At 57.2% G+C, this 12,722-nt stretch carries 12 protein-coding genes; 4 read left to right on the forward strand and 8 right to left on the reverse strand.

Features of this window, described 5'->3' with window-relative positions; all coding sequences use genetic code 11:
- Positions 1-57: 57 nt before the first annotated feature.
- The 3 genes from ACIQJ2_RS24605 to ACIQJ2_RS24615 form a co-directional block, all read right to left on the reverse strand.
- Positions 58-1,335 (reverse strand): ABC transporter substrate-binding protein, encoded by a 1,278-nt coding sequence (locus tag ACIQJ2_RS24605; protein WP_400671676.1) that lies wholly within the window; start codon positions 1,333-1,335, stop codon positions 58-60.
- A 112-nt stretch (positions 1,336-1,447) separates the two neighbouring features.
- Positions 1,448-2,662, reverse strand: coding sequence for an ROK family protein (locus ACIQJ2_RS24610; protein ID WP_400671674.1), 1,215 nt, complete (start codon positions 2,660-2,662; stop codon positions 1,448-1,450).
- A 514-nt stretch (positions 2,663-3,176) separates the two neighbouring features.
- Positions 3,177-3,794, reverse strand: coding sequence for a TetR/AcrR family transcriptional regulator (locus ACIQJ2_RS24615; protein WP_400671672.1), 618 nt, complete (start codon positions 3,792-3,794; stop codon positions 3,177-3,179).
- 127 nt (positions 3,795-3,921) lie between these two features.
- Between ACIQJ2_RS24615 and ACIQJ2_RS24620 the strand changes: the two genes are divergently transcribed.
- Complete coding sequence (locus ACIQJ2_RS24620; protein WP_400671783.1) at positions 3,922-5,388, forward strand: MFS transporter; 1,467 nt, start codon at positions 3,922-3,924, stop codon at positions 5,386-5,388.
- Between the two features lie 401 nt (positions 5,389-5,789).
- On the opposite strand, the gene ACIQJ2_RS24625 is transcribed toward ACIQJ2_RS24620, so the two are convergent.
- On the reverse strand, positions 5,790-6,035 hold the full coding sequence (locus ACIQJ2_RS24625; protein ID WP_246762374.1) for a hypothetical protein: 246 nt from the start codon (positions 6,033-6,035) through the stop codon (positions 5,790-5,792).
- Between the two features lie 411 nt (positions 6,036-6,446).
- Between ACIQJ2_RS24625 and ACIQJ2_RS24630 the strand changes: the two genes are divergently transcribed.
- Positions 6,447-7,031, forward strand: coding sequence for a hypothetical protein (locus ACIQJ2_RS24630; protein ID WP_400746630.1), 585 nt, complete (start codon positions 6,447-6,449; stop codon positions 7,029-7,031).
- Here ACIQJ2_RS24630 and ACIQJ2_RS24635 read toward each other — a convergent pair.
- Complete coding sequence (locus tag ACIQJ2_RS24635; protein WP_400671668.1) at positions 7,025-7,669, reverse strand: response regulator; 645 nt, start codon at positions 7,667-7,669, stop codon at positions 7,025-7,027. The two genes, ACIQJ2_RS24630 and ACIQJ2_RS24635, sit on opposite strands and share 7 nt — an antisense overlap.
- On the reverse strand, positions 7,666-9,099 hold the full coding sequence (locus ACIQJ2_RS24640) for a sensor histidine kinase (protein WP_400671779.1): 1,434 nt from the start codon (positions 9,097-9,099) through the stop codon (positions 7,666-7,668). The genes ACIQJ2_RS24635 and ACIQJ2_RS24640 overlap by 4 nt, the downstream gene beginning before the upstream one ends.
- Positions 9,100-9,383: 284 nt before the next feature.
- On the opposite strand from ACIQJ2_RS24640, the gene ACIQJ2_RS24645 reads away from it, so the two are divergent.
- The gene (locus ACIQJ2_RS24645; RefSeq protein ID WP_400671667.1) at positions 9,384-10,034 is read left to right on the forward strand and encodes a hypothetical protein; all 651 of its coding nucleotides are present in this window, start codon (positions 9,384-9,386) and stop codon (positions 10,032-10,034) included.
- A 354-nt stretch (positions 10,035-10,388) separates the two neighbouring features.
- Here the strand turns inward: ACIQJ2_RS24645 and ACIQJ2_RS24650 are convergent, their stop codons facing one another.
- A complete protein-coding gene (locus ACIQJ2_RS24650; protein ID WP_199147001.1) occupies positions 10,389-10,787 on the reverse strand; it encodes a DUF1236 domain-containing protein in 399 nt (132 codons plus the stop codon).
- A 677-nt stretch (positions 10,788-11,464) separates the two neighbouring features.
- Between ACIQJ2_RS24650 and ACIQJ2_RS24655 the strand changes: the two genes are divergently transcribed.
- Positions 11,465-11,617 (forward strand): hypothetical protein, encoded by a 153-nt coding sequence (locus ACIQJ2_RS24655; protein ID WP_400671664.1) that lies wholly within the window; start codon positions 11,465-11,467, stop codon positions 11,615-11,617.
- Positions 11,618-11,948: 331 nt separating this feature from the next.
- Here the strand turns inward: ACIQJ2_RS24655 and ACIQJ2_RS24660 are convergent, their stop codons facing one another.
- Positions 11,949-12,596 (reverse strand): GntR family transcriptional regulator, encoded by a 648-nt coding sequence (locus tag ACIQJ2_RS24660; protein WP_400671663.1) that lies wholly within the window; start codon positions 12,594-12,596, stop codon positions 11,949-11,951.
- Positions 12,597-12,722 lie beyond the last annotated feature (126 nt).

A 12,722-nucleotide genomic window follows, 5' to 3' on the forward strand; every position in this document is an offset into this window, starting at 1 on the left:
CACGGTTACGGAATGAAGGTGCCCTTTGGCGGGCACCGAATTTCTAAGTGATGCAACCTACTTGCCGATCGCGGCATCCCAGTCGGTATCAATCTGCTTCAGATTGGCATCAATGTCGGTGTCTGAGAACACCGCCTGCGACAAGGCGTAGAACTGGTCGCTGATGCCTGGCGCAAGCGCGTCGTCATTGTTCGTCCATCCGAATGCGGACACCTTGGTGTTGTCGGCGGTCGAAAGCTTGTAGGCATTCTCGAAGAGTGTGCTCACCTTGACGCTGAAATCCGCCAGCTTGAGCTTCTTCATCATCGGGAAAGCGCCGTCCGTTTCGACCAGCACCGCAAGATTGCGCGGATCGAGGGACCACGCCTTGCTAAACTCGATCGCTTTGTCGACGCTCCTTGATGCGGAGCTGACTGATGTTGTTCCTCCGACGTTGAACGGAATTACAATCGTGCCATCATCGGTCGGCCAAGGGAAAACTCCGATATTGTCAGCGTGCTGAGCGTCAACGTAACCCGATCCGGTGAACCAACTGCCTTGCGCATACATCGCGCTCTTGCCATCAAGAAAATTCTTGTTGGCGGTGGCAAAGTCGACGCTGAGAGCGGCCGGATCGTAGGCTCCCATCTGCACGAGATCGACGGCCTTTTGCATCGCGTGCGCAAACAATGGATCGGAGAAGTGAACCTCGCCGGCAAATCGCTTGTGGATCCACGCCGGATCCTTGCCAAGCACATCTGCGCTTGCAAGGGCCACCAGCGGCATGCTCGCGGACCAAGGATTGGCCCCTGCTAGCTCCATCGGGGTCACGCCATCAGCCCGCAGTGCTTTCACGATCTTGACGAACTGGTCCCAGGTTTTTGGCACATCGAAGCCGTGTTTGGCGAAGATCGATTTGTTGTAATAGACGAGCGGAATGATCTGGGCATTGGTCGGAGGAATGTAGATTTTGCCTCCGATCGCGTTGCCACCTGGAAGGATGAAGTTCTCATCCAGCCATGCCTGGTCGAAGGGTTGCAGCAGCCCGGCTTCCAGGAAATCCTTGGGGTTGATCGAGGCAAGGACGTCCGGCAATTGGCCGCTTGCCTGTAGCTGCTTGGCGTAGGCGTTACGATCAGCATTGGGTGAAACGATCTTTTTAACCGTGAGGCCGGGCACCTGCTTTGCCGCACGCTCGATGGAGGCGTCCCAGAAAGTGGCATCCAGTGTGGGCGTTTCGAATGTCATGAATGTCAGCGCGGTGTCCTCGGCCCGCGCGCTGCTGGCCCCTGTGCCAGACGTGATGATGATGCCAGCGGCAAGCGCCGTGGCAGAAATCAATCGGGATAGTTTCACTTCATCCTCCTCGATGAGCGCAATTGAACCAACACCTGATCTTAATATATCCAATCGATGGATTAATTATTTTCGGACCATAGATCACAAGGTGATCCTCGTCAAGCTGGGGTCAATCTGCGTCCAAATCCGTGATCAGGAGCGACGATAGGCGGGGGGAAAGCACTGTATCGAGAACTAGGCAGGCTGCGCCGACGGCACCGACCTCAAAGCCAACCCGCGACAGGCTGAACTTAATCGTGTGCCGTGTGCTGCGAAGCGGCGATGTCTGCACGACGGAGACCATCGTTGGAAGGATGAGCGGTTTCAGGCGCTCCCAGTGGGGGCCGGCCAGTACGATCTCCGGAATGTCGAGAATGTTGATCAATGTCAACACGGCGCCTGCGAGATTGCGTCCGGCGCGATGGAGGATAGCAAGAGCCCCTGGCTCGCCACGTTCGGCTCGCGTTAGCAGACGTCCGAATAGAGTTTCAGTGTCCCCGTCAGGCGATAGGACTTCTTCCTCGATCGCCTGTCGAACAAGATATTCGGGTGTAACAAGATGGCCCAACTGCTGGCTCGGGGCTGTTGGAACGCCACTATCGTTGACAATGATGCGACCGCCGTCGCCTGCGTTCCCGGTCACGCCTCGCAATACATTGCCATCAAGCACAAGGCCCGTGCCGACGCCGGCGGCGAGATAGAGGAGGGCGAAGTTTTGTTTTCCGCGGTCACCGAACCAGACCTCCGCTGCTGCTGCGGCAATGACTTCCTTGTCGAAAACGACATTCATCCCTGTTGCGCGGGCGACCGCGTCGCGGATCGGGACATTCAGCCAACCTGTCATCAGGGGCGGATCAATCATCACTCCGCGAAGGGCATCGATTGGGCCGGGAGTAGCCAAACCCACACCAAGGATCCGGTTCCTTTCAACGTCGGCCGTGCTTGCGAGCAACTGGATTTGACTGGCGATCTCATCGACAACTGCGTCAGGGTCCTGAGGAGAAGGCGTTTGATGTGTGGACCGGGCCACGATCTGACCTGCTAGGTCGAGCAGGACGTAGGTGATGAATCCCGGATCGATGTGCACGCCAACGGCAAAACGCGACCTCGGCTCCAGCCGCAAAATGACGGCCGGTTTCCCTGGGCCTTGGATGACTTTGCCAGCTTCGATCACCAGGCCCTGTTCGAGGAGCTGCTTTGCGACGTTCGACACCGTTTGCGGAACGAGGCCAGTTTGGACAGCAATGTCCGCCCGGCTGATTCCCTCCGGCGCACGCCGGATCATTTCGAGTATCACCGTCTGATTGAACGCGCCGATGGCCGATAAGTTTGTTCCACGACGCATTCGATCTCGTACTCTGTCGTTGCAACCGAGCTATATTATCCCCGCTGTAGCCTGTAGCGCATCATGCAGTCTATTGTCGACTACATTAGACCAGCATTGGTGAGACCGCTAGGCTCCCGGCTTCCGATCCCACCCTCTCGCGAACCAGAACCTGTCGGCATGATCCTCGATCTGGCTCTGTCGTAAAAATGCTGATGATGTCCGAAAGACTGGCGAAGACTTTCAGCTGGACTTTGCGACAGAGCCAGGTTTCGGGCATTCTCGTTACTAAAAGGCGCAAGTCAGCTATCGATCGGCGCTCACAGGAAACGGCGCCGTTTATCTGGGAAGGGCTGACAAGGCTAGGAAGGCATTGGCATTTCATTTGTGTCGAGACTTCACCCGTTTTGCGTTTGATCGCGACCCCGCCAGGATGCCGATTTCGCATGTTCGTCAATGGCATCTTCGAGACCGAACGGATCAGCCTGGAACGCAAATCTGGATGAAAGCGTTGTGAAACTGAACAGCGTCGAGGTTAAGCAGGCGGTTGTCGACCGACGATAGCCATGATGATCTCGTAGAGTTCGGTCTGCGCCTGCTCAACTGTGATTTCTCGCGTCGCGGCGGCATGTGACAGCGCATCGGCAGCACCGAGCATCGCCCAGAAGCTGGCTTGCAGGATTTTCTTCGGCCTGATGAACGGGGCCAGCGCATTCCGGCATTTTTCGATGAAAACCAGTTGATAGTCGCGTTTCACCGCCTCAAGTTCCGGAGAGCCGGCAAGCCCGGCGAGTACACCGGGAATCTCGCGTCCCTGGCTCAGCACGCATTCCACATAGGACGTGGCGATAACCCGCGCAGTTGCCTCCAAGGTCGGTTCGCTCGCTTCGAGCGCGGCGTCGATCAGCGCCGTCTGACGCTCATCAAAATCCTGATAGAGCGCGGTCAGTAGGCCATTGCGTGTGCTGAAATGGTCATAAATCAGTGGCTTGGTCACGCCAGCTTCTTCGGCCATCCGCGGCAACGTCAAGGCATCTGTGCCTTCCTCGCGGGCGAGCCGCCACGCCACATCGAGGAGTTGGCGCTGGCGCTGCTCGCGGCTTAGCCGAACCCGTTTTTCCGGAGTTGATGCGTTCTTGGGCATGGTTGACATTTCTATATACCAAAAGTAACTTACTAAAAGTATATAGATGAGATCCTATGAATGCAACTATCCGCCGGGCCTCGTCCCGGCGAACGAGGCGGTGCGCCTGCGCTCCGCCCGGAGAGGACTTATGCCGATGACCGAAACGACACTCCCAAGATCCGCTGACCGAAAAGCGTGGCTCGGGCTCATGGCCGTGCTGCCGCTCGTCCTGCTCGTCGCCATGGATGGTTCCATTCTCTACCTTGCCTTGCCACATGTGACATCGGCTCTCACCCCGACGGCCGATCAGGCGCTCTGGATACTCGATATCTACGGTTTCGTGGTCGGCTCCCTGCTGATCACCTTCGGCAATATCGGTGACCGCTACGGGCGGCTTAAGCTCATCATGGGCGGTGCTGTCGTTTTCGGAGCCGGATCACTTGGTGCGGCCTATGCCCAATCGCCCCTAATGCTGATCGCCGCGCGCGCGCTCATGGGGCTGGGCGGTGCGACGCTGCTGCCGTCTGCTCTGGCCATTGTCAGCGCACTGTTTCCTGATGCACGTCAACGGGCGCGAGCTATCGGCATCTTCGCGGCGACGTTTGCGGTGGGCTTCGCCATTGGTCCCTTGATCGGCGGCATGTTGCTCCGTCAGTTCGAATGGAGCGTCGTCTTTCTCGTCAATGTTCCGGTGATGTTCGCCTTCCTTATCGTCGCGCCGATCCTGCTGCGTGAAGTCCGCTCAACCGCCTATGGTCGAATTGACCTCCCGAGCCTAGCGCTGTCGCTCGTCGGCATCCTGCTGTTCACCTGGTCGCTCAAGACTGGCGCCGCAGAGGGCTTTACGGCCGCACAATCAGCCGGCGGCGGCATCAGTATCTTCGCGCTTTGGTTGTTCCTGCGTCGTCAAACCCGCATCGACTATCCGCTGCTCGATCTCAGCTTGTTCAAGGACCGCACCTTCTCCATCGCGATCCTGACAGGGTTTTTGTCCCTCGTCGTCTGGTCCGCTGCCGGCTTCCTGTCCGGTATTTATCTGCAATCGGTGCTCGGCTTCGACGTGTTCACCACGGCGCTATTTACGTTACCTGGAGCGAGCGTTCTAACCGTAACATGCGTTGGCACGGCGAGAATCGTGGAATGGATTGGGCGGAAGGTGGCTCTCGCGGCAACGCATCTGCTCATCAGCGCTGGCGCGTTCATGCTTCTGCTTACCGGTACTGAAGCCGGTGTCCTTGTTTTCATTGCCTCGACGATTGTTGCAGGCGTCGGCTACGGGCTATCATTCAGCCTGGTCGCCGAGGTGGCGGTATCGGCCGTTCCAATCGAAAGAGCCGGTGCGGCGGCCTCGATTGCGGAAACCAGCAACGAGTTGGGCAATGCGCTTGGCATCACTCTTCTCGGCTCGCTCGCCGCGCTCTCCTTCCGCTTACTCGGTCCGGGCATTAGCGGAACACTTAACGAAACGCTCGACCATGTGGGCATCACACCGGAAGCTGCCACGCAGGCCAAGGAAGCGTTCGTTGCCGGTCTGCATATCGCGGCCGGTGCGGGTGGGCTGCTCACGCTGATTGCTGGTATCGTCGCCTGGCTTTGCCTCCCGAGAGGCCCGGAGGATTGACTCAAACTGCCACGCTCGCAAAGGGGTGTCGGGAAATCACGAGCAACTTGCGATCGACTAGGCGCTGCCAACGCTGATCAAACGGACATGCCAACCGAATTCGCGAAGGGGTCGTTGGTTCAAATCCTATCGATGTGGGGCTTTACGCATTCGACTTTTCGATTTTGAGCCAGCGAATAGCTGGCCATTTGATTTTCCGGAGCGCCCCTTTGTCGCAAAGCAGAAACGCGGACAAACACGCCCGTTTCGCCAATCGCGGCGTAGTGAATGCAAGCGCTCTTTCTGCAATGAGATATTTCACTGCGACGGGTGGCATCGCAATTCCCACTTTGCTCGGATTCTCGGTCTGCTGGTCCTTTGGGGTACCAATGGCTGCCAAGGCGGATGGTTTGGTGGAAATGTCAGGCGACTTGTTTGCAGCTGCTTTTCACGCCTCGTGACGAGCAGTATTCAAGCTCGATCTCAAGCAGCCTCGTTGCCTGGGCAAGCGCATCCTCCGCCTCTGCAAACAATCGCGATTTATCGCTCATCCTGGCTTCGCCATAGTGTTTAGCACGCAGTAAGACGAGCTCGGCCAAGTCGATGCATTCTTGTGTAGGTTGGACGAGATTGAGGCAATGCCGCAAATTGATGGCGACCTCAAGCATGAATTCGTCGACCGAGAAATTCAATATTGCACCCGGCGGAGTGGAGCGAGCCAGAAACCTCTTCCAGTGTTGGTTCATCGCGGCACCCCTTTCCTAGGATCGTTCGTGCGAGCGCTCATACGTAGCATCCGCTGATTTTGCAGACATCGCCGGATTCGCGATCATCGCATTTGCCATGGCGGGGTCCCTGAGTGTCGCCAGTCATATCGGTCGGGGGAGGTGGCTTTCAATATCGCAATCATGCAATTGGGCTTCGGTCGGTCTCGTTCTCAGACGTTGGTCTGACCGTATGGTGGCGAAGGGCGTCAGGCGCGATTGCTGAAGTCCAAGTCTGACCCTCTCTGTTCGATAAGACTTGACCCCTCGCAGCGTTGTGGCGAATTGATATGGTGATCAGAACGTTGCCAATTGGTGATAGTGGCGGTGCTTTCGTGCCGGGGGATGATATCTGCTCGTCGCCTGATCCGTTCGAAGCCTCAGGAGGCCATAGTGTCATTGCGTCGAAAGCTGATTGCTGCCCTGCCATGCCTGCTGTTGACCTTAGTCACCACAGCACTTCCATACACCGTCAAAGTTCATGGCGCCACGGCGACATTTGGGCAGCAGATGGCGGAAGCAAAAGGGGGTAACGGCAACGGTGGTGGAAATGGCAACGGTGGCGGAAACGGCAATGGCGGTGGAAACGGAAACGGCGGAGGAAACGGCGGCGGCAATAGCGGCAACGGAAGTGGAAACGGCAATGGCAATGGCAATGGGAATGGCAAGGGAAACGCCAACGGAAAGTCGTCGAGCGCCAAGAGCGAAACGCAAAGCCAGGTCGATTCCAATCAGTCTGCCGACGACGGAAATGGCTCAATCACCGTGCATCACAAGGACGGGATGAGCGAGAAAATACAGAGCGGACGCTATATGATGAGGGATTCAAAGGGCCGCATGATTGTCAACCGCGACGCAACGATCGCTGACGAGCAACGGCTCAAATCTTTCCTTCACTGACGACGCCTATCAAGCTCATCGCGGTACGCCATTGCAGCTTCCGTTCTGTTGCTCACTTCGAGCTTGGTGAAGATCTGGGTCATGTGATGCTTGATGGTCTTTTCGTGCAGATCAAGCTTCAGGCCAATGTGCTTATTACTCAAACCCGCGGAAGCCAGTTCCAGCACTTCCCGTTCGCGATCCGTCAATGCGTTGAAGGGATTGCTCCGGGTGCCCGATCCGCTTTCCGAAATGAGACGAGCCGACAGGGTCGGTGCGACATAGCTGTGACCGGCGGCAATGCTGCGAATAATGTCGGCTAATGTCTGCGACCCGACGCCTTTGAGAACGTAGCCCTTGGCGCCGCTCTTCAGTGCCGTCATCAGGTCATCGCTTGCTTCGGAGACGGTCAGCATGACAATCTTCTGGCTGGGGATCTGCTCGAGTATGAGGGGAATGGCGTCCAATCCCCCTCCTGGCATGGAAATGTCGAGCAGCAAGATGTCTGGACGATGTTCCATGGCTATGCGAAACGCGTCTTCCTTGCTGCTACCTTCGCCGACAATGTTGAACTCGTCCATTTCGGTCAGGCTTCGAATGACGCCCTCCCTGAAAAGCGGGTGGTCGTCTATTACTCCCAAGCTGATTGCACCTGTCATGCCTGCTCCATTTCCTCGATGCTCAGGGACATTCGAACCGTAGTTCCCTGGCTCGATGACAAAAGCTGAAAAGTGCCACCGAGGCTTTCGACGCGATCTCTAAGGCCGGCAAGGCCAAGCTTTTGCGGTCCGACATCCTTTGGGTCGAATCCTGGGCCTTCATCAGAAACCTCGACGACAATCTGCTCGTCATCCAAAGACTGCATAACCTTCTGTCCGATCCCCCCGGCATGGCGATAGCCATTGTTCAAACCTTCCTGGACGAAGCGATAGACGCATATCTTGGCGGAGGTGGGAAGGTCTGTCGCCGTCGTGCCCATCAAGAGTGTAACTGTAACACCGGTGCGCCGTTCGTGCTCGCGGATTGCGCGCCTGATGAGATCGGCCAAGTTGTCCGTCTCGATATGTGGCAACATCAACCCGCTACAGATGCTTCTGATTTCCGCCATGGCGTCGCCGAGACTGGTCTTGATAGCGCGCAGTGACGCGTCACGTTCGACAGACGACGCTTTGGGGCTTGTCAGGGTCCGGCTGTCCAGACGCAAAGACGCATAGGCGATCAACTGAGCAGGGCCGTCATGGAGGTCAGCGCCAATGCGACGCAGATAACCCTCGTTAAGAGCGGCTGCGCGCTGGGTCGCTCGTTGAACGCGCGCCCGCAACGCCTGGTTCTGTCGAAGAAGTGTCGACAATTCCCCAATGCGGCCGTTGAGTGCCTTGCGCTGATTGTCGATGGTTCGGCTGCCACGTAGGACGATGATCGACAGAAGCGAGAAGAAGGTCAGCGTAAACAGAGCGACCACAAGCCAGCTCAACACGCGGGCCTGACTAAGACTCCATTCGAAGTCGTTGGCAACCTCGTAAAACTCTGAGACGGCGACGACTTTGCCCGACCAGGGCTGGAGCACTGGATTGTAGATTTCCAGGAGCGGTTTGCCGCTATTGCGCTCTGCAACGCTTTCCACATCGTCGATCCGGTTGAATTTGGCGACCATCTGGCCGGAAAAAGCCGTTCGCAGGCTGTCGGAGAGCGGAAACCGTTTGCCGGAGAGGTCCTTGTTGTTGGAATAGAGGATCGTCCCGTCATTGCGCCATAGACGGAACGAAAATAGGCGCGTGCCAAGCGCGCCCTGGCCAAGTGTCTCGTCCAGTGCCCGTGCTACCGTGTCATCGAGGGCCTGAGTGGTTTGCATATCGGGGAGTAGCGGGGCAATGACGCTGTCGACATAAAGGGCTGTGGTTGCCGCGGAATTGCGTGTCACAGCATTTTCGATGAGGCTGGCAACGAGGGAGCCGACAACCAGCATCGCGCAAGTCGCAACGAAACCGCCGGCGAGCAGGAACTGCCTGGCCAAGGATTGCGAGTTCCAGCGTTCGATGAGACTTGCCAGAGATAGCTTGTACTTATGAATTACTCGCGGAACTGACATGGTCGCACCGATCTCCCAACCCATTATAGCTATCCCTGCGGGACCAAGTGTCAACTGGTGCCTGTTGGTGCCGCTCGCGTTGTCGCGCGAGGCATCGTCACTTGGCCTGTGCGATATACGAGACCATCGGGTGCGATCAATCAGACTATGGTCTAAACGCCCAAGGCATAGGTCCGAGGGGTGTAGCAACATGGGATTTCGGCAATATTCTAGTGCGCAATGATTTGCCGATACGATCGTGGTCACCGCCTTGGGCGGCGGACATTTGTGAAGGATAAATGCGCATGAGAATTCGTGTCATCATTGGTGCCGCAAGCCTCGGCCTGGCGCTCGCCGTCGCTCCGTTGGGAGGGACGGCCATCGGCTTTGCGCAGACGGCATTCGCCAAGGGCGGAAACGGTGGCGGCAATGGCAATGGTGGAGGTCATGGCGAAGGAAATTCCGGTCATGAAAAGGCCGGCGGCGACACAGGCAGCACATCTGCGAATACGGCAACAGCGCAGGGTGCCTCATCGACGTTGCGGGCTCATCACCCGGACAAACACTCCGAAGCGCACGGTGCTAGCGCAAAGACACACGTCTCAAAGCCCGATGAAGGCAGGCTGAACTCGCTCCGCAGAGACTACCATGCCTATTTGAACTCCAAGGATCCCAAGATGGCCGCCCTCTCAGCCTATGTGAAGGCATATGCAGAGTTCGAAATGCAATATGGAACAACGGCAGTGCCTACCGATCCGGCCCTCAGCGACAACGCCTTGCGCTCGGCGCTGGCGCAACTATCGAACAAACCAGCGACGGATCGGACGCTTGCCGAAGCGAAGAGCATTCTCGGCATTGGAACAAACAGCGGAAAAATCACAGACGTTCGCCATGCGCTGGAAAGGAAGTCCGAAACCAGCACTACGTCTCAGAGCGGTACGGTCGCCGCTGATTGAAGGCGCTGCGTCAGCGGCGTCATCGAGTGAGCGTATCGATCGCGAGGCGCCTACGACGACAAGGTTGCGGGATCATCGTTTACAAGTTTGGGTTCATAGTTCGGCGTCAACAGACGCCGATACGCAGCCGGTCCGCCCACCGGCTCTATCGCCGGGTCGGGCCTTCCGCCCCCAGATGTTGCCCGATCCGGCGCTAGGCAAGCGTTATAGCCCGACAGATATCTATGAAGTTCGTGCGGCAAAGTCGAAGGGTTGAAAGAGACTGTTCGGCTGCCTCGTCGTTTTAACCTGAGCGGGCTACGGCACTGGCGATCCGGGGAGGGGTGGAGAGCGGCTTCCCGCTCTCCAAGGTCGTTAGTTCAGAATCCGGATAACCTTGCGCGAGGAAGGCTCAACGATCACTCGTTCGTGGTTGACCATCGCATAGGCATATCGCGGATTTTCCGGCACAGTTCGCACAACTATCGTATCGGGCAATGACTGGCCGACGACGACCCGTTCTTGGACGACAGTTCCTTCGTCTGGAAGGGGCTGCTCGCGCACATAGGTGACGACCTTCTGAGGTGGTGGGTCGATAGCCGTGCCGACGATGGCGCCAGCCACGCCACCCACGGCGGCACCGACCGGTCCGCCGACAACTGCTCCAGTAACCGCGCCACCCGCGGCGCCGGTGACAGTTGACGATTGGGCAAATGCGCCTCCGGCGGTCAGGCCGAGCGCGAGTACGGCAATGCTAAGTGCTTTCATTTTCATCATAATCTCCTTTCACTTTCTACTCGTCCGTCATCGACGGAGCTGCCAGTAAAACAGGGCGTCGTCCCGGTTCGTTCCCTTCCTTGGGCTTCAGTCGAGCGAGGTGGGACGTGGGGCTGGCGCGCGCATGGACCAAAGTCCGATGTACGGCTCCCGTCCGGCTGGGGGAACGTCATCCAGATCGGAGCAACTTTTCGGCAGTTGTGGAATGAAGTCTGCTCCGATGCAGATTGATGACCAGGGACTTCGGATACATCAGCTACAACGAGTGTCGAGTCCGCTGGTCTTCAGGTCAGGCGCGAATATCGCCGACACTTTGGAGAGCCTCCGGCGCGCGACATAGCGCGCTTGCGCGCTTCGCCTGATTTGGCTGTGGTCGCTTGAGTTCAGCGTGACGATGCAGGCGTATTGACATGTGTCAGTTTCATCGGAGAGCTATAGCGTGCGCCGGGCCGGCACCGCCACCTGTGCAGCGGGTAATTGTCCGCCGGAAGACAAATGCAAGTTTGACAAGTGTGGCAAACTCAAATGCGGCGAGAACCAGCAGAAGCATCATACCATGTCCACAGACAGGTGGATGCAGCCGTCAAAAATCTTGGGCCGGACGCCACGCCTGGGCAGGTCAAAGACATTGCGATGGCTGCGATCAAGAAGATGAAGCCGAATGCGAAGGGAAGATGGATGACCTGAAGTCTCAGGTCGATAAAGCGTTCGAGAAGAAGGGGATGAAGCGTCCGTCTGGCATCAAAAGCGCCCACTCCCCAGCCAAAGTCAAACCGGCAGATCGTTCAGCCGTGGCCCTGGCGACGGACTGGAATAAGGCGAGGTGAAAATTGGACTATCTGCGGTTTCGCAAAGGAACGATGTTCCGATGCCCAGATCGCTGAACATGAAGCAGGCCAACCTGCATGTGGCTTGTGAGGGATGCCAATGGGAAACCCGAGAGTTGCAATGGAGCTTGCCACAAAATGTTGCGATATTGGTGATCCGACCCATTCCATAACAATCGCGGGGCGTGCATCGGGCAGTCGATCAAACGGAATTCGCGGCGATGCCACCATGAACGGCACAAGAAGTGGATGGGCATTGAAGTCATCCACTGTAACATTTCGCGCAATGTGAGGACATCTGCCGGTCTGCAGCGAACCCAATCAAAAATGGCTATGGCTTAAAGCCGTTGGTTGTTCCGTTGCTATCGCCTGTCGCACGCTCGAGCCTCCGGATGTGGGCGTCGAGTAACGCAACGGCTTTTGCAGCGTCACGTTTCTTCAGCGCATCAACGATTTGTCGATGAGCATGGCTTGAGCCGGGTCGCCAGCCTTCCCCGCGCGCCACGGAGAAAATGATGCGTGAGGTCGCCAGTTGAAGGTCGTCAAGCATGCTCAGCAGCTTGGGCATCCTGCAAGGCGCAAGAAGCTCCCGATGAAATGCGCGGTTCGACCGCTCCCATTCCTCTATGGTTTTTGCGTAATCGCCGGCTGTCAGCGCAAGCTCAATTCTCTCAAACGTGGCGGCACCCATCCGCGGCGCGGCGAATCTCAAAGCGAGTGTTTCCAGAGATGCGCGGATCTCGACGGTTTCTTGGATCGACAGAGGATCCAGTGGTGCTACGCGCATGCCGCGGCGAGGTTCATTGACAACAAGCCCTTGAGCTCGGAGCAACTGAAAGGCTTCACGGGCTGGCACGTGGCTGGCCTCGAACTCCTCGGCGATACGATCCTGGCGAAGAGGCTGTCCCGCGGCGAGATCTCCCGCCACAATTCTTTCCCCGATGATCCGGGCAATTCGTTCTGCAACTGTCTCAGCCATGACAAACTATAGATAATCTATGATAAAATTGATTGTTTAAGGCGAAATATCGCCGTACTCTGACAGGAGGGCAGCATAATTATAGATAATATATTATTCAAGCGAATACTGGTCGCTGCCTTCCGG

The organism is Rhizobium sp. NPDC092011, from assembly GCF_044756305.1.
Classification (GTDB): domain Bacteria; phylum Pseudomonadota; class Alphaproteobacteria; order Rhizobiales; family Rhizobiaceae; genus Rhizobium.